Origin of the sequence: Nocardia colli (genome assembly GCF_008704205.1) — a bacterium.
GTDB lineage: Bacteria > Actinomycetota > Actinomycetes > Mycobacteriales > Mycobacteriaceae > Nocardia > Nocardia colli.
The window spans coordinates 224,091-240,857 of sequence record NZ_VXLC01000016.1 but is presented as its reverse complement, the minus strand read 5'-3'; the positions used below and the strand labels follow the sequence as shown (position 1 = coordinate 240,857).

The 16,767-nt window shown below is 68.0% G+C and carries 16 protein-coding genes and 1 pseudogene; 5 read left to right on the top strand and 12 right to left on the bottom strand.

The window, feature by feature from the left end; translation table 11 throughout:
* Positions 1–2: 2 nt before the first annotated feature.
* The 3 genes from F3087_RS30525 to F3087_RS46105 all read right to left on the bottom strand — a co-directional run bounded on the left by F3087_RS30525 (position 3) and on the right by F3087_RS46105 (position 3,502).
* The gene (locus F3087_RS30525) at positions 3–710 is read right to left on the bottom strand and encodes a response regulator (RefSeq protein ID WP_150405534.1); all 708 of its coding nucleotides are present in this window, start codon (positions 708–710) and stop codon (positions 3–5) included.
* Between the two features lie 56 nt (positions 711–766).
* The gene (locus F3087_RS30520) at positions 767–3,268 is read right to left on the bottom strand and encodes a sensor histidine kinase (protein ID WP_150405533.1); all 2,502 of its coding nucleotides are present in this window, start codon (positions 3,266–3,268) and stop codon (positions 767–769) included.
* A gap of 72 nt (positions 3,269–3,340) precedes the next feature.
* Entirely contained in the window at positions 3,341–3,502 is a 162-nt protein-coding gene (locus F3087_RS46105; protein ID WP_191094215.1) for a hypothetical protein, read from the bottom strand.
* Positions 3,503–3,882: 380 nt separating this feature from the next.
* Between F3087_RS46105 and F3087_RS47520 the strand changes: the two genes are divergently transcribed.
* The 4 genes from F3087_RS47520 (at position 3,883) to F3087_RS30500 (ending at position 8,702) form a co-directional block, all read left to right on the top strand.
* Complete coding sequence (locus F3087_RS47520; RefSeq protein WP_223885482.1) at positions 3,883–3,969, top strand: potassium-transporting ATPase subunit F; 87 nt, start codon at positions 3,883–3,885, stop codon at positions 3,967–3,969.
* On the top strand, positions 3,970–5,640 hold the full coding sequence (gene kdpA / locus F3087_RS30510) for a potassium-transporting ATPase subunit KdpA (protein WP_150405531.1): 1,671 nt from the start codon (positions 3,970–3,972) through the stop codon (positions 5,638–5,640). It abuts the gene before it with no gap.
* Between the two features lie 109 nt (positions 5,641–5,749).
* On the top strand, positions 5,750–7,810 hold the full coding sequence (gene kdpB / locus F3087_RS30505; RefSeq protein WP_223885481.1) for a potassium-transporting ATPase subunit KdpB: 2,061 nt from the start codon (positions 5,750–5,752) through the stop codon (positions 7,808–7,810).
* 1 nt (position 7,811) lies between these two features.
* On the top strand, positions 7,812–8,702 hold the full coding sequence (locus F3087_RS30500; RefSeq protein WP_150405530.1) for a potassium-transporting ATPase subunit C: 891 nt from the start codon (positions 7,812–7,814) through the stop codon (positions 8,700–8,702).
* 107 nt (positions 8,703–8,809) lie between these two features.
* Here F3087_RS30500 and F3087_RS30495 read toward each other — a convergent pair whose 3' ends face one another.
* The 9 genes and pseudogenes from F3087_RS30495 to F3087_RS30455 all read right to left on the bottom strand — a co-directional run bounded on the left by F3087_RS30495 (position 8,810) and on the right by F3087_RS30455 (position 15,296).
* Positions 8,810–9,214, bottom strand: coding sequence for a VOC family protein (locus F3087_RS30495; RefSeq protein ID WP_150405529.1), 405 nt, complete (start codon positions 9,212–9,214; stop codon positions 8,810–8,812).
* 86 nt (positions 9,215–9,300) lie between these two features.
* Complete coding sequence (locus F3087_RS30490; RefSeq protein WP_150405528.1) at positions 9,301–9,501, bottom strand: hypothetical protein; 201 nt, start codon at positions 9,499–9,501, stop codon at positions 9,301–9,303.
* Between the two features lie 69 nt (positions 9,502–9,570).
* Positions 9,571–10,275 carry a flavodoxin family protein gene (locus F3087_RS30485; protein WP_150405527.1) on the bottom strand — a complete coding sequence of 235 codons (705 nt, stop codon included), beginning with the start codon at positions 10,273–10,275 and terminating at the stop codon, positions 9,571–9,573.
* Positions 10,272–10,709 carry a hypothetical protein gene (locus F3087_RS30480; RefSeq protein ID WP_223885458.1) on the bottom strand — a complete coding sequence of 146 codons (438 nt, stop codon included), beginning with the start codon at positions 10,707–10,709 and terminating at the stop codon, positions 10,272–10,274. Before F3087_RS30480 ends, F3087_RS30485 begins: the two co-directional genes overlap by 4 nt.
* Positions 10,706–11,425: a molybdopterin-dependent oxidoreductase gene (locus F3087_RS30475; RefSeq protein ID WP_317983943.1), complete on the bottom strand. Its 720-nt coding sequence runs from the start codon at positions 11,423–11,425 to the stop codon at positions 10,706–10,708. Before F3087_RS30475 ends, F3087_RS30480 begins: the two co-directional genes overlap by 4 nt.
* Before the next feature lie 1,020 nt (positions 11,426–12,445).
* Positions 12,446–12,985, bottom strand: a pseudogene (locus F3087_RS30470) (molybdopterin-dependent oxidoreductase); the annotation flags it as partial.
* Between the two features lie 46 nt (positions 12,986–13,031).
* Positions 13,032–13,691: a methyltransferase domain-containing protein gene (locus tag F3087_RS30465; RefSeq protein ID WP_150405525.1), complete on the bottom strand. Its 660-nt coding sequence runs from the start codon at positions 13,689–13,691 to the stop codon at positions 13,032–13,034.
* A 256-nt stretch (positions 13,692–13,947) separates the two neighbouring features.
* Positions 13,948–14,628, bottom strand: coding sequence for a TIGR04282 family arsenosugar biosynthesis glycosyltransferase (locus tag F3087_RS30460; RefSeq protein ID WP_150405524.1), 681 nt, complete (start codon positions 14,626–14,628; stop codon positions 13,948–13,950).
* The gene (locus tag F3087_RS30455) at positions 14,625–15,296 is read right to left on the bottom strand and encodes a glycosyltransferase family 2 protein (RefSeq protein WP_223885457.1); all 672 of its coding nucleotides are present in this window, start codon (positions 15,294–15,296) and stop codon (positions 14,625–14,627) included. The genes F3087_RS30460 and F3087_RS30455 overlap by 4 nt, the downstream gene beginning before the upstream one ends.
* A 124-nt stretch (positions 15,297–15,420) precedes the next feature.
* Between F3087_RS30455 and F3087_RS30450 the strand changes: the two genes are divergently transcribed.
* Complete coding sequence (locus tag F3087_RS30450; protein WP_150405523.1) at positions 15,421–16,764, top strand: hypothetical protein; 1,344 nt, start codon at positions 15,421–15,423, stop codon at positions 16,762–16,764.
* Positions 16,765–16,767 lie beyond the last annotated feature (3 nt).

The window sequence follows — 16,767 nt, the reverse complement described above, 5'->3', positions numbered from 1 at the left end:
ACTCACTCCTGGAACCGGTAGCCCATCCCCGCCTCGGTCAGCAGGTGCTTGGGGTGTGACGGATCGTCCTCGAGTTTGCGCCGCAGCTGGGCCAGATAGACGCGCAGGTAATGGGTTTCGGTCGCGTAGGACGGTCCCCACACCTCGCGCAGCAGTTCCTTGCGCCCGACCAGCTTGCCCTTGTTGCGCACGAGCATCTCGAGCATGCCCCACTCGGTGGGCGTGAGGTGCACCGTCTCGTCGTTCTTGGTCACCTTCTTGGCGGCCAGGTCGACGGTGAACGACGAGGTCACCACCACCGGGTCGGAGGAGTCGGTGTCGGCGGCGCCGCGCCGGACCGCGGCGCGCAGCCGGGCCAGCAGTTCGTCCATGCCGAACGGCTTGGTGACGTAGTCGTCCGCGCCGGCGTCGAGGGCCTCGACCTTGTCCGCGGAGTCGGTGCGCGCGGAGAGCACGATCACCGGCGCCGAGGTCCAGCCGCGCAGCCCGGCCAGCACCTCGATGCCGTCGATGTCGGGCAGCCCGAGATCGAGGATGACCACGTCGGGGTGCTTGTCGGCGGCCGCACGCAGCGCGGCGCCGCCGGTTCCCGCGGTGATCACCTCGTAGCCGCGGACCGACAGATTGATCCGCAGCGCGCGCACGATCTGCGGTTCGTCGTCGACCACCAGCACCTTGATCGCCGGGGCATCCTGCTTCTTGTCGGTCATCACGGCTTCCTGTGTGGTCCGGGGCTGCGGTGCTCCCACTGTCGATGTGTCCATCATCAGCTGCTCGCTTCCGTTTCGTCGGCAGGCAGGTCCACGATCATGGTCAATCCTCCGCCAGGTGTCGGTTCAGCGTGCACGGTGCCACCCATCGCCTCGACGAAACCGCGCACCACGGACAGGCCGAGCCCGACCCCGGTGGTGTTGTCGCGATCGCCGAGCCGCTGGAACGGCTCGAAGAGTTGTTCCTCGGTGCCCGGCGGCACGCCGGGACCGACGTCGACGACCGCGATCGAGATGCGGTCGTTCTCGCGTTCGGCGGTGACCCGAACGGGCGTGTCACGGGTCGCGTGCCGGAGTGCGTTATCGATCAGGTTGGCCACGACGCGTTCCAGCAGTCCGGCGTCCGCGCGCACGGAGACGTCACCGACCTCGACCTTCACCCGATCCATCGCCGCGCGCCGCAACCCGCGCGCGCCCATGCCGACGCTGACCAGCGCCCGGTGCACCACCTCGTCCATGTACACCCGTTGCAGCTGCGGTTTCACCACGCCGACGGCCAGCCGGGACGAGTCGAGCAGGTTGCCGACCAGCGCGGTCAGCTGATCTACCGATTCCTCGATGGTCTCCAGCAATTCGGTGGTGTCCTCGGCGGAGAACTCGATGTCGTCGCTGCGCAGGCTGGACACCGCGGCCTTGGCCCCGGCCAGCGGGGTGCGCAGGTCGTGGCTCACCGCGGACAGCAGCGCCCGGCGCAACCGGTCCGCCTCGAGCAGCGCGGCGGCGGCGCTGGCCTCCTCGGCGAGCCGGGATTGCCGGACCAGCCCGGCCGCCTGGTTGGCGACCGCGTTGAGCACCGGCCGGTCGGCCGCGGCCAGCGGACGCCCGGCCAGCAGCAACAGGCTCGACGCGTCCCCGGCCTGGATCACCGTCTCGGCGTCGGCGGCGCGCTCCGGCGGGTTCTGGCCCACCGCCGCGACCACCTGCTCGCCGCACAGCATGCCGACCGCGCGCAGGCCGTAGGTCTCCCGGACCTGTTCCAGCAGATTGGGCAGGTCCGCGCCGTGCAGCACGGCACCGGCGAACAGGGTCAGCAGTTCGGCCTGCTGCGAGGCCTTGCGCGCCTGCCGGGTCAGCTTCGCGGCCACGTCGACCAGCGCCGCCACCGCGACCGCGACAAACAGCAGCACCACCACCGTGACGAAGCTGTCCGGCTCGGCGATGGTCAGGCTGTAGCGCGGATCGGCGAAGAACCAGTTCAGCAGCAGCCCGGACAGCAGCGCCGAAAAGGCCGCGGGGACAATGCCGCCGAGCAACGCGACCGCGACGACGCCGATGAAGAACACCGCGCTGAGCCCGCCGAGCTGGAGGTATCCGTCCAGGAACGCGACGCCGAGCCCGCACACCGCCGACGGCACCAGCACCGCCGCGAGCCAGGCCCGGATGGGCTGGCGCGGCATGAGCGAACCCTTGCGCAGGCCACGATGGGCTTCCTCGTGCGTGACCATGTGCACGTCGATCTTGCCCGACTGCTGCACCACCGTGGAGCCGATGCCCTCGTCGACCATCCGCGCCCACCGCGAGCGGCGCGACGTGCCCAGCACCAGCTGGGTCGCGTTCACCTCGCGGGCGAATTCCAGCAGCGCGGTCGGCACGTTGTCGCCGGTGATGGTGTGCAGCGAGGCGTCCAAACTGCCTGCCAGTTCCCGCAATCGGTTCAACCGTTCGGTCGACACACCGGCCAACCCGTCGCCGCGCACGACGTGCACCAGGACCAGTTCGGCGCTGGCCTTGCTCGCGATGCGGCTGGCCCGGCGCACCACCGTCTCCGACTCCGGTCCCCCGGTCACCGCGACGACGACCCGCTCGCGGGCCTCCCACAGATCGGTGATCTTGTGATCGGCCCGGTACTTCGAGAGCGCGGCGTCGACCTGATCGGCCAGCCACAGCAGCGCCAATTCCCTTAGTGCGGTGAGGTTTCCGGGACGGAAGTAGTTGCGCAGCGCAGCGTCCACCTTGTCCGCCGCGTACACGTTGCCGTGGGACAGCCTGCGCCGCAACGCTTCCGGGGTCAGATCGACCAGCTCGACCTGATCCGCGCCGCGCACGATGGCGTCCGGCACGGTCTCGCGCTGCTGGATGCCGGTGATCTGCTCGACCACATCGTTGAGGCTTTCCAGGTGCTGCACGTTCACCGTGGAGATCACGTCGATGCCCGCGTCGAGGAGTTCTTCGACGTCCTGCCAACGCTTTTCGTGCTTGCCGCCGGGCGCGTTGGTGTGTGCCAGCTCGTCGACCAGCGCCACCGTCGGATGCCGGCGCAACACCGCCTCGACGTCGAGCTCGGGCAGCTCGGTGCCGCGGTACTCCACCAGCTTCGGTGGAATCCGCTCGATGCCCTCCAGCAGGGCGGCGGTCTTGGCCCGCCCGTGGGTTTCGACTACCGCGGCCACCACGTCACGGCCGCGCTCGATCCGCCGGTGGGCCTCGCCGAGCATGGCGTAGGTCTTGCCGACACCCGGCGCGGCACCGAGGTAGATCCGGAGTTGCCCGCGTTTCACTCGTTCATCATTGCGCGTCGCGAGCCCTGATCCGAGTACCCCGCGGACGTATCGGCGCGGTGCGCCCGATCCTCAGGCATCGAACGACGCCCGATCGGCGGTGCGCCAAGCAGGCACCCGGTCGTCCTCGACAACGCTCTGCACGCGCCGGTCCTCGCCTCTCGCCCCCAGCGCGCGGATGACCAGCGCGCAACATACGAATCCGACGATGACGGCAACGGCGACAGCCGACATTTCGATCCTCTCTCCAACCGATACGAACAACCGGTTGCGCTGGAGGTGGTCCGCCTGGCCGGCCCTCCACTACTACCCCTGCATATGAAGATCGCGCCGATCTTTACGGTGTGTTGACGGTTCCGCCGCACTCTTTGACGGCATCCTTTCAGCTATCCGAAGCCGGGGTGTAAACGAAACGCAAAGGCAACCATTCGCCGCGCAAAGGAGTCGTAAACAACCTCGGCTAGCGCCTGAGAGAAGACTTGACTCGCCAAGGCGCGCTCCACAACACGAGCGCTTGATGGAGGTTGGTTAATCATGTCTGTCGTGGTGTTCACGGTGCTCACCGTGGCGATCTTCGCCCTGCTGGGGCTGATCCAGCGAGGGGTGGAGAAGCTGTGATCGCGAACCTGATCGGTTTGGTTCTCGCCATCTCCGTCGCGGTGTACATGGTCGCGGCGCTGCTTTTCCCCGAGAGGTTCTAGGTGAACACGACTACGGCGGGGATCGCGTTCATCGCGTCCCTGATCATCGCGCTCGCCCTGGTGCATGTGCCGCTCGGCGACTACATGTACCGGGTTTACAACAACACCAAGCATTCGCGCGCGGAGCGCGTTCTGTACAAGGCCATCGGCGTTCAGCCGGAAGTGGAACAGACCTGGGGCGTGTATGCCCGCAGTGTGCTGGCGTTCTCGGCGGTCAGCATTCTGTTCCTCTTCTTCCTGCAGCTGCTCCAGGGCAAGCTGCCGCTGCACCTGAACGATCCCGGCACCGAGATGACCCCGGCGCTGGCCTGGGACACCGCGGTCAGCTTCGTGACGAACACGAACTGGCAGAACTACTCCGGTGAGTCGACCCAGGGCCACCTGGTGCAGATGGCCGGGCTCGCGGTGCAGAACTTCGTCTCCGCCGCCGTCGGCATGGCCGTCGCGGTCGCGCTGGTGCGCGGGTTCGCCCGCAGGCACACCGGCGATCTCGGCAACTTCTGGGTCGACCTGGTGCGCGGCACCCTCCGCATCCTGCTGCCGATCGCGTTCGTGTTCGCGATCGTGCTGGTCGCGGGCGGCGTGATCCAGAACTTCCACCTGCACGACCAGGTCGCGCAGACGCTGAACGGCACCGAGCAGACCATCACCGGCGGCCCGGTGGCCAGCCAGGAGGTGATCAAGGAGCTCGGCACCAACGGCGGCGGCTTCTACAACGCCAACTCCTCGCACCCGTTCGAGAACCCCACCACCTGGACCAACTGGATCGAGATCTTCCTGATCCTGATCGTCAGCTTCTCCCTGCCGCGCACCTTCGGCCGGATGGTCGGCAGCAAGAAGCAGGGCGTGGCCATCGCCGCGGTGATGGGCACGATCGCGCTGATCAGTGTGACGCTGAGCAATGTCTTCCAGCTCGCGCATCACGGCACCGTGCCGACCGCGATCGGCGCGTCCATGGAGGGCGTCGAAACCCGTTTCGGCGTAGCCGATTCCGCGACCTTCTCCGGCGCGACCACGCTGACCTCCACCGGCGCGGTCAACTCGTTCCACGACTCCTACACCAGCCTCGGCGGCATGATGACGATGTTCAACATGCAGCTCGGCGAAGTGGCGCCGGGCGGAACGGGTTCCGGGCTCTACGGCATGCTCATCCTCGCGGTGATCACCGTGTTCGTCGCGGGCCTGATGGTCGGGCGCACACCGGAATACCTCGGCAAGAAGATCACGCCGCGCGAAATCAAGCTCGCCGCTTCCTATTTCCTGGTCAGCCCGCTGATCGTGTTGATCGGCACCGCGATCGCGATGGCCATGCCCGGGCAGCGCGCCTCGATGGCCAACACGGGACCGCACGGGCTCTCGGAAGTGTTGTACGCCTTCACTTCCGCGGCGAACAACAACGGCTCCGCGTTCGCCGGCCTGTCCGGCAACACCGAGTGGTATAACACCGCGCTCGGCCTCGCGATGGTCTTCGGCCGGTTCCTGCCGATCATCTTCGTGCTCGCGCTCGCCGGTTCGCTGGCCAAGCAGGGCAACACCCCCGAGTCGATCGGCACACTGCCGACGCACCGGCCGCAGTTCATCGGCATGGTCGTCGGCACCACCGTGATCCTGGTCGCGCTCACCTTCCTGCCCGCACTCGCGCTCGGGCCGCTCGCTGAAGGAATCCACTGAAATGACCAGTCCCACTACCGAAGTCACTGTTCCGGACGAGTTCAACGAGTCGAAGAGGCAGCTGGCGCAGAAGTCCGGCCGGGTACCGCGCGGTGCGCTCGATCCGAAGATGCTGCTGACCTCGCTGCCCGACGCGGTGCGCAAGCTGGACCCGCGCACCATGTGGCGCAATCCGGTGATGTTCATCGTCGAGCTCGGCGCCGTCTGGTCCACCGTGCTCGCGATCGCCGATCCCACCTTCTTCGCCTGGGCGATCGTGGTGTGGCTGTGGCTCACCGTGATCTTCGCCAATCTCGCCGAAGCCGTGGCCGAGGGCCGCGGCAAGGCGCAGGCGGACACGTTGCGCAAGGCCAAGACCGACACCGTCGCACGGCGTTTGGTGAATTGGACGCCCGGCGGTCAGGTCGTCGAGGAGGGTGTCGCCGCACCGGAACTGCAACGCGGCGACCACGTCGTGGTCGAGGCCGGACAGGTCATCCCCGGTGACGGCGATGTCGTGGAAGGCATTGCCTCCGTGGACGAATCGGCGATCACCGGCGAATCCGCGCCGGTGATCCGGGAATCCGGCGGTGACCGCTCCGCGGTGACCGGCGGCACCACGGTGCTGTCCGACCGGATCGTCGTCAAGATCACCCAGGAGCCCGGCAAGAGCTTCATCGACAAGATGATCGCCCTGGTCGAGGGCGCGAGCAGGCAGAAGACGCCGAACGAGATCGCGCTCAACATCCTGCTCGCCTCGCTGACCATCATCTTCGTCTTCGCGGTGGTCACCCTGCAGCCGCTGGCGATCTTCTCCAAGGCGAACAACCCTGGCGTGCCGGACACTTCGGCGCTGGACGTCAACGGCATCACCGGGATCGTCATGGTCTCGCTGCTGGTGTGCCTCATCCCGACCACCATCGGCGCGCTGCTCTCGGCCATCGGCATCGCCGGCATGGACCGGCTCGTGCAGCGCAACGTGCTCGCCATGTCCGGCCGCGCGGTCGAGGCGGCCGGCGACGTGAACACGCTGCTGCTGGACAAGACCGGCACCATCACCCTCGGCAATCGCCAAGCCTCGGAATTCGTTCCGATGCCCGGCATTTCGGCCGACGAGCTGGCCGACGCGGCGCAGCTGTCCAGCCTCGCCGACGAGACGCCCGAGGGACGCTCCATCGTCGTGTACGCCAAACAGGCGTTCAACAAGCGCGAGCGCACGCCCGGCGAGCTGAAGGGCGCGACCTGGGTGGAGTTCACCGCGCAGACCCGGATGTCGGGCGTCGACCTGCACGACGGGCACCAGCTGCGCAAGGGTGCGGCCAGCGCGGTCATCGAATGGGTTCGCGCACAGGGCGGCAACGTGCCCAGCGAGGCCGGCGTGACCGTCGACGGCGTCTCCGCCTCCGGTGGCACGCCGCTGGTGGTCGGCGAGGTCAGCGACGGCACCGCGCGGCTGCTCGGCGTCATCCACCTCAAGGACGTGGTCAAGCAGGGCATGCGGGAGCGCTTCGACGAGATGCGCCGGATGGGCATCCGCACCGTCATGATCACCGGCGACAATCCGTTGACCGCCAAGGCGATCGCCGACGAGGCGGGCGTGGACGACTTCCTCGCCGAGGCCACGCCGGAGGACAAGCTGGCGCTGATCAAGAAGGAGCAGGACGGCGGCCGGCTGGTCGCGATGACCGGCGACGGCACCAACGACGCACCGGCGCTGGCCCAGGCCGACGTGGGGGTCGCGATGAACACCGGCACCTCGGCGGCCAAAGAGGCCGGCAACATGGTCGACCTGGATTCCGATCCGACCAAGCTGATCGAGATCGTGGAGATCGGCAAGCAGCTGCTCATCACCCGCGGTGCGCTGACCACGTTCTCCATCGCCAACGACATCGCCAAGTACTTCGCCATCCTGCCCGCGCTGTTCATCGCGCTGTTCCCCGGGCTGGACGCGCTGAACATCATGCGGCTGCACAGCCCGCAGTCGGCGATCCTGTCCGCGGTCATCTTCAACGCGATCATCATCGTGGCGCTGATCCCGCTGTCGCTGCGCGGGGTGAACTACACGCCGTCCAACGCGTCGAAGTTGTTGAGCCGCAACCTGTTGATCTACGGCCTCGGCGGCATCATCGCGCCGTTCATCGGCATCAAGATCATCGACCTCGTCGTCCAACTCCTCCCTGGGATGTCCTGACATGCAGTTTTCAACTTGGATCCGGCAGCACTTCGCCGCGTTGCGGGCGCTGCTCGTGCTCACCGTGATCACCGGAATCGTCTATCCCCTGGCGGTTTTCGCGGTCGCTCAGATACCCGGCCTGCACGACAAGGCGGACGGCTCGTTGATCACGGTCGACGGAAAGACGGTGGGCTCCAGGCTGATCGGGCAGTCCTTCACCGATCCGGACGGCAAGGCGCTGGTGCAGTACTTCCAGAGCAGGCCGTCCGCGGCGGGCAGCTCCGGCTACGACCCGATGGCCACCGCGGCCAGCAACCTCGGCCCGGAAAGCATCGTGGATACGCTCGATGCCGATCCGGCCAAGGTGAAGCTGAGCCTGCTGTCCACCGTGTGCGGGCGCAGCAAGGAGGTCGGCGACCGTGAGGGGGTCGACGGCGCCCGCCCGTTCTGCACCAAAGATGGTGTCGGCGCGGTGCTCTCGGTGATCGGGCCGCGCGACGCCACCGGTGAGGTCTCGCATCCCACCCAGGTGGTGAGCGTCAACGAGGCGTGCCCGGCGACGCCGTTCCTGTCCACCTACAAGGGTGTTCAGGTCGAGTGCGCCAAGCCCGGCGAGGACTACTCGGCCGGACGGATCGTCCCGATCTTCGGTGATGCCTCCGTCGACACCCCGGTGCCTACCGATGCAGTCACCGCGAGTGGTAGCGGGTTGGACCCGCACATCTCGCCCAGGTACGCGGACCTCCAGATCGCGCGAGTTGCCATGGCCCGCAACATCTCTGCGGATCAGGTGCGGGCACTCGTGGACGCGCACACCAGCGGTCGCGACCTCGGTTTCCTCGGCGAACCGCGGGTCAACGTAGTCCAGCTGAACCTCGATCTCGACCAGAAGTACCCGCTCCGCGGGTGAGCTGAGCAAGTCCGACGAGGGCCGGTGACGTCACGTCACCGGCCCTCGCTGGTTTCGAAGCTCCGAGAACTCGGTCGACCGGCCGTGATGCGCCGCTGAACAGTAATTCAGGCGTCGTCCTTCTCGGGGCGGGGGCCCAGTGGGAGCAACGGGGCGTGCGGGACCAGGCAGAACGGGTGGCCGGCGGGGTCGAGGAGCACCCGCCAGGTGTTCGGATCCGGTTGGACCTCGGCGACGCGGGCGCCCAGCTCCACGGCCGCCTTCTGCGCGTCCTCGATGTTGTCGACCTTGAGTTCGAAATGGATGTTGTTCGGGGTGTCGCCGCCAGGCCAGGTCGGCGGCCGATAGTCGGGTACCTTCAGCGCGCACAGCGACCCCCGTTCGGTCTGCACTACGGCCAAATCATCTGCACGATAAACGATCTCCCCTCCGAGCAACGCGGCCCAGAACACCGCCAGCTCCTCCTTGTCGGCACAGTTCAAAGTGATCAGACTCAACTGAGCGATAGCCACGTCTCGATCGTACGACCGCGACGGAGGGCTACACCAAGGTCGGCCGCCACCGGGTCCGCTCACCGGACCGGACGCCCGGCGCGTATTCAGTCCTCGTCCGCCGCGTTCTTCGACCGCAGCGCGGCGCGTTCGGCATCGACGCGGGCAGCACGACGTTCCCGGCTCCCCGCCGTACGCCTGCTCTGCGGCACGACCGGCTCCCACCGCCGCGGCCCAGCCGATTCCACGTCACTCAGGTCGATCGACCGGACGAATTGCACCAGCATCAAGACCGGCAGGATGAACACCGCCCGAACGGGACATGACCGTGCGACCACTCGCACTTCTCCGCCGCCATGTCCCGTTCGGTAAGGGGGTCAGCGGTATTCGGGGTTTTCGAAGTCGAAGCGGCAGCCGGCGTCCCATTCGGAGCGTTGGTTGCCGTGGGCGGGGATGCCGTTGGCGTCCTTGAGCATTCGGGCGAAGTGCAGGAGGTTCCAGGTCATGAAGGTGGTGTTGCGGTTGGTGAAGTCGTTGGCGGGGCCGCCGGAGTCGGGGTCGAGGTAGGAGGGGCCGGGGCCGACCTCGCCGATCCAGCCCGCGTCGGCCTGCGGCGGGATGGTGTAGCCGAGGTGCTGGAGGCTGTAGAGGACGTTCATGGCGCAGTGTTTGACGCCGTCCTCGTTGCCGGTGATCAGGCAGCCGCCGACCCGGCCGTAGTAGGCGTATTGGCCGCGGTCGTTGAGGATCGAGGAGTTCGCGTAGAGCCGTTCGATGACCTGTTTGGTGACGGAACTGTTGTCGCCCAGCCAGATCGGGCCGGCGATCACCAGGATGTCGGCGGCCATCACCTGGCGTTGCAGTGCGGGCCATTCGTCGGTGGGCCAGCCGTGTTCGGTCATGTCCGGCCACACGCCGAAGGCGATGTCGTGGTCGACCGCGCGAATGTGGGAGACCTGCACGCCGTTCTTTTCCATGATGCGGGCGCTGATATCGATGAGGCCCTGGGTGTTGCTGACTTCCGGCGAACGTTTGAGCGTGCAGTTGATGAACACTGCGCGCAGGTCGTCGTAGGTGGTCATGGTGTGCTCCTCGGGGTTTCGGCGCGGGATCGGTGATGGTCGGCGAGTCTTACTGCCGCGGCGGCGATTACCAGTGCCCAGATCAGGATGAGCGCCACGGCGAGACCGAGTGGGTAGTTCCGGTCGAGGACCGTCGGGTTGTCCGGCATGGCGTGTCCGCGATCGATGACGGGGGCGGCGATCGCGACCAGCACCACCGTGCATACCGCCCCGCAGGCCATCGGTCCCCACCAGGTTCCGGGCAGAATGCGGCGAGCGGTCACGCCGACGGCGGCACAGAGCGGGGCGAATACCCCGTCGTGCAACAGGATTCCGGCGGCGAACCACAGTGCGACCGACCACAGGTCGGCGCGCGGGAAGTCGAGCAGCAAGGAGATGCCGTACCAGCCGAGCCACAGCCCGGCCAGTAGTAGCAGGATTCTGATCGCGTTCATGCGTGTGCCTCGATCGTCGAAAGCCATTTCGTTTGCAGTACTCCGGGACGGCTCGGCGCGATCAGCCGGCACGGGTAGCCGTGGTCGACGTCGAGCGTTTCACCGTTCAAGGCGAGCGCCACCAGCGTGTCCGGGTCCACGACATGCCGTTGCGGCAGAACCGAACCGGCATAGATGCCACTGGTCTCCAAGGAACGGAAGCGCACGTCGCCACCGGGATAGGACCCGACGGCGGCAAGCAGATCCCGCAACCGAACGCCGGACCAGTCGGCAGACGCACTCCACCCTTCGACACAAGCGATCGGCAGCCGAGCATGCACCTGCGGCATAGCCAGCAGTTCGTCCCGGCTGAAGCTGCGCCGCCGATCCCCGACCGCCACGGTCAGCCGATAATCCGCAGCCCGCGCCAACTCGACCACACCCGCCGCCTTGGCCGACCGATTGACCGGAACCCCTTGCGGCCCTTCCCCACTACGCGGCGCAAGCACCGCCGCCCAACGCAGAAACGGAACAGTCTGACCAGCAACCGCCAACCCCGTCACACCCGCCGAAACCCACGCCGCGGTCAGCACCGTCCGCCGCGAAACATGCCTCCGCCCAGCGCCATCGACACGATTACCGACGTAGCGATGCGCACCGCGCGAAACACGAGCACCGACCACATCGGTGGCTGCGGCCGCGTCGTAGGCGACGGCTGTGTCGCCAACCGCGGCCATGCCGCCAGAGGCACCCGTATCGCCTAAGGCAGCCATGTCGCCAGGGGCGGCCTTATTGCCAGCAGCGGCCGTGCCGTCAGCCTCGCCCATGTCGCCAGCCGCACTCGTGTCGCCAGCCGCGCCCGTATCGCCTAAGGCGGCCATGTCACCACGGGCGGCCGTATTGCCTGCAGCGCCCGTGCCGTCAGCCGCGGCCGTGCCGCCAGCAGCACCAGTATCGCCAGAGGCGGCCGTGTCGCCAGCGGCACCAGTATCGCCAGCGGCACCCGTATCGCCAGAGGCGGCCGTACCGTCAGCAGCGGCCGTGCCATCAGCAGCACCCGCGCCGCCAGCAGCACCCGCATCGCCAGCAGCACCCGCATCGCCAGCAGCACCCATGCCGCCAGAGGCGGCCGTGTCGCCAGCGGCACCAGTATCGCCAGCAGCGCCTGTGCCGCCAGCGGCATCCGTATCGCCAGGGGCGGCCGTATTGCCTGCAGCGGCCGCGTCGCCAGCAGCGCCCGCATCGCCAGCAGCGCCCGCGCCGCCAGCAGCGCCCATGTCGCCAGCGGCACCCGTGTCGCCAGCAGCGCCTGTGCCGGCAGCGGCATCCGTATCGCCAGGAGCGGCCGTATTGCCTGCAGCGGCCGCGTCGCCAGCAGCGCCCATGTCGCCAGCGGCACCCGTGCCGCCAGCAGCGCCTGTGCCGCCAGCGGCATCCGTATCGCCAGGGGCGCCCGTATCGCCTGCGGCGGCCGTGTCGCCAGGGGCGGCCGTATTGCCTGCAGCGGCCGTGCCGTCAGCGGCACCCACATCACCAGGGGCATCCGCGGCACCCGCGTCGCCAGCGGCGGCGGCCATACTGCCGACCGCGGCCGTGTGGGCGATAGCGTTGGCGTTGACGTCGTGGTTGGTTGTGGCAGTGGCGGTCTCGTCGCCGTCGGGGGCGGCCGTGGCGGCGACGGTGGTCCTTGCGGTGCCTGCGGCGGTGGTGGCAGTGGTGTTGCCGTTGATGGTGGCGGTGGCGTCGGCCCGGTCCGAGTCGAGTGGGCGGGTTAACGCGTCTCGGATTATCGGGAGTTTTACTGCCAGGTGGACTGCCAGTGCGCCTATTGCGACGAAGGCCATTGCGTAGTGGGCGGCGGGGAAGAAGAACTTCCAGGGGTAGTACTGGGCGATGTTCAGGAGGCCGGTGGACAGTTCGAAGATGATCGCGCCGACCAGGAGGGCGATCGATCCGCGCTCCAGCATGCGCAGTGGTGAGCCGATCACGGGGCGCTGGAACAGTTTCGGGTAGACCGCCCACAGCTTCACCAGCAGTAGTGGTATCGCGGATACGCCCGAGATGACGTGCAGGCCTTGGGTGAGGCGGTACAGCCATACCGGGTGGGCGGGCCACCAGAACCAGGTCGGCGGGTGTTGGATCCAGTGGCTCAGCAGGCCGGTGACGAAGCAGATCAGGATGGCCGAGCCGAGCGCGATGCCCACCCGGCTGGCCACCTCGGGGCCACGGGCGTCGGATACGTGGAACCACCGTGCCGCGGAAGTCCTGCTGCGCTCGATGGTTTCGTGCAAGCTCATCGGACACCACCGAAGGTAGCCGGGCGACCGAACGCAACACGGCCGGTCATGCGATCACCGCCGCAGCGCGATGGCGGCGCAGCCAGGCGATGTGCCTGCCGCCGACCTCGGCGGTGTTCAGCACCCGGAACCCGCTGGCGTGCGCGAGATATTCCGCGTGATCGATCCCCACCGAGGCCCACGGAAACCAGGACCCGACTCGTGACCGGGACTCCAGCCGCATCTGCCGGGTCACCGAACCGCTACCGGGACGCCCGAATTCGACGATCGCCAGGCCATTCGGCGCGAGCAGTTCCGCGGTGCGCGCGAGGATCCGCCTCGGGTCGCCGCCGATCCCGATGTTGCCGTCGGCCAGCAGTGCGTACGACCACCGACCCGCGCCCGGCAACGGCCCGAACAGATCCCGCCGCAACGCGGGCGCACCACGAAACCTGGTGATAGCCACCGCCGTTGGCGAGATATCTACGCCGAGCGCAAGCACCCCGCGTTGCAGCAGGGCCGCGACCAGTCGTCCGGGTCCGCAACCCAGATCTAAAGTCGGCCCGTCGCAGCAGCGAGTGAGCGCCCGATCGGCCCCACTGTCACCGCCGGCGAGCCCGAGCCATCGCCGGGTCGGCAACCGGTGCCGGGTGCCGTCCGCCGCACGCATCCAACATCTTTCACCGGCCAGCGCACGATCGAAGATGTCGAAATCCGCGCCGATCATCGCCACACCAGCCCGTGCTCGCGTCGGTTATTTACCGCATCCACGCAGGCAAGGCCGCCGACAATGCGCACCCGACGCACAAACCCAGCTGAGGCGGCCCACTCGGTCGCAGCACCAATCCCTGGTCGCGTAACGGCGTCGCAAACTGTCCTGATCACACCAGACCATGCGCGCGGCGGGCGGCCGCTGTTCCGCCGCGACGACTGGACTGCCCCACGCTGAACACGACCCGCGAAACCCATGGGATCCAGGCAATTCATCGCAGCACCAACCCGCGGTCGCGTAGCTCGTCGAAGGTGCGGGCGAAGCGGCCGCTGGACTCCGCGGCTACTCGCAACGCATCGGCAAAGGTGTCGACGTCGCTGAACTGCGGCAGAAGATCGACCCGATATCCGCAGTCCTGCACTGCCTTCCGAGTGAGCGCCCCGGTCCGATCGGTAGACATCGGAACGTCGGCGAGTACCCGGGCAGGCTGTGCACTCGGTAGACCGAGCGCCCACCAGCCGCCGTCGTCCGCCGGACCGAGCAGTGCGGTCTCCCCCTCGACGAGTTCGACCGCGGCCGCCGTCAGCACCTCCGACCCGATCTGCGGTGTGTCCATGCCGATCTGGAGAACCGGTGCACCGAACCTTGCGGCGTCGGCATGGGCGTTGGCGAGCCGCGCACCGAAGCCGTCGCCACGCTGCGGGATCACCTCGAATTGAGCCAGCGCGGTAGACAATTCACGACTGCACTCGGCGGCTGCCAGGTCTCCGGTGAACGCGACCACCCGATGGGCGACGTCGCTACGCAGCACCGAATCGAGGGTGTCGAGCAGTGCCGCGGCGGCCACCCGCGCGGCTTCCCGCGGCGTCAACGGCGGGGTCAATCGAGTCTTGGCGAACCCGGCGATCGGCGCCTTGGCGATCACCAACAGCGTTGCGGCACAGGGACTCATCGCAGCACCGCCAGGAAATCCTTGGTGGCCCGCGCCGTCCCGATCCAGGACCCCGAAACCTTCGACACTCCCCCGGCTCGTGGCCGATAGGCGATGTCCCGCTCGACCACCTGCCAACCGGCGCCCGCGGCACCGACGAGCAGCTCGAGCGGATACCCGGAACGCAGGTGCAGCGGCCCGAGCGACAGCATCCGCCCGCGCCGCGCCACTCGCATCGCGCCGATATCGTGCACGGGCAGACCGTATTTGCGCCGCAGCCGACGAGCGATCAGCAGATTGCCGAGCCGCGCGTGCCAAGGCCAGACCCCGGCGCGCGTCGGGCGTCGGCGTCCGACCGCGAGATCGGCTCCGCCACGGACCAATTCGACCAGGCGGGGCAGCTCGCCGGGATCCATCGATCCGTCCCCGTCGAGCACCGCGACCAGGTCGGTGCGCGCCGCCGCGATGCCCGTTTGGACCGCGGCGCCGTAGCCCGGTCTGCCCTCGTGCACCACCGTGGCGCCACGAGCGCGGGCGACGGCCGCCGTCTGGTCGGTCGATCCGTTGTCCACGACCAGCGCGTGGTACCCCGCGGGGATGGCGGCAAGCACATCGGGCAACGCATCAGCTTCGTCTCGGCACGGAATCACCACGGTCACTCCGTCCGGATCACCCTGGGTTCGAGTCACGAGAATGACGCTAAGCCGTCGGAGTCCCCGCACGGCCGAAAAACCTGTGACGAAACAGTGACGTCGTCAGAAAAAGCGGTCGGAACAGCGGTAACCGCCCGATGGTCCACCTATCGTGATAGCCGTGCATGACGTCTCCGAGGTCGCAGCCCAGCCGCGTGTCCGTGTCCGCGGTGACCTGATCAGTGCCGGCCTCGCCGCCACACTGGTCGCGACAGCGTTCATCATCCCGAGAATCGCCAGTGCGCAATGGACCAGCAAACTCTATGCGGCCGCCGCGCCGATCTTCGGTTCCTGGGTTCCGCACATCGGCTGGGGCACCGGTCCTGCCATCGTCATCGCGGCCTTCATTGCCGTGCAAGGTCCGGCGCTGGCCCAACGGTTGACCTGGCGGCGGCTGCTGGCGCTGGCGTGGGTCACCGCGGTCGGCTGGACGTTCGCGCTGGCCATGGTCGACGGCTGGCATCGCGGCTTCACCGACCGGTTCAAAGATCCGAACGAATACCTGCACGAGGTCGGCGGCGTCACCGACATCGGCGCGATGCTGCGCGGATTCTCCGATCGCATCCTCGATTTCCAGCCGGACTCGTGGACCACCCACGTATCCGGACATCCGCCGGGCGCACTGCTGTTCTTCGTGCTGCTGGATCGTATCGGTCTCGGTGGCAGTACCTGGGCGGCCTTGGCCTGCATGCTGATCGGCACCAGCGCGGTGGTCGCGGTGGCGGTCGCGCTGCGCGCGCTCGGCGCCGAGGATCGGGCGCGAGCCGCCCTACCGTTTCTGACCCTGGCGCCCGCCGCGGTCTGGATCGCCGTCTCCGCCGACGCGATGTTCGCCGGCGTCACCGCGTGGGCGGTCGCATTGCTCGCGCTCGCCGCTCGGCCCGCGGGCAGTCAGGTCGCGGCGGTCGCGGCGGGGATGCTGTTCGCCTTCGGCATCTACCTCAGTTATGGATTGACGTTGATGGCGATACCCGCGGTGGCCGTCCTGATCGCGGGCCGGACCGTCCGGCCGCTGCTGCCCGCGCTGGCCGGCGCTTTGGTGGTCGTCGCTGCCTTCACACTGTCCGGATTCTGGTGGCTCGACGGCTATCACCTGGTGGTAGAACGCTATTACCAAGGCGTCGCCAAGAATCGGTCGTACGCGTATTGGTGGTGGGGCAATCTCGCCGCGACGGTCTGTGCGGTCGGCCTCGCGACCGCCGCTGCGCTGCATCGCGCGGTGTCCCCGCGGGTGCTGCGCACCCTCGATCCGGCGGCGCTGCTCGTGGCCGCGGCCCTGTGCGCGATCCTGGCCGCGGACATCAGCGGGCTGAGTAAGGCGGAAACCGAACGCATCTGGTTACCGTTCGATATGTGGCTGCTCGCCGCCACCGCGTTCCTACCCCGGTCCACCGCCCGCGGCTGGCTCGCGGTGCAGGGCCTCGGCACCCTGGTGCTGGCCCACTCGATCCTGACGAATTGGTGAAAC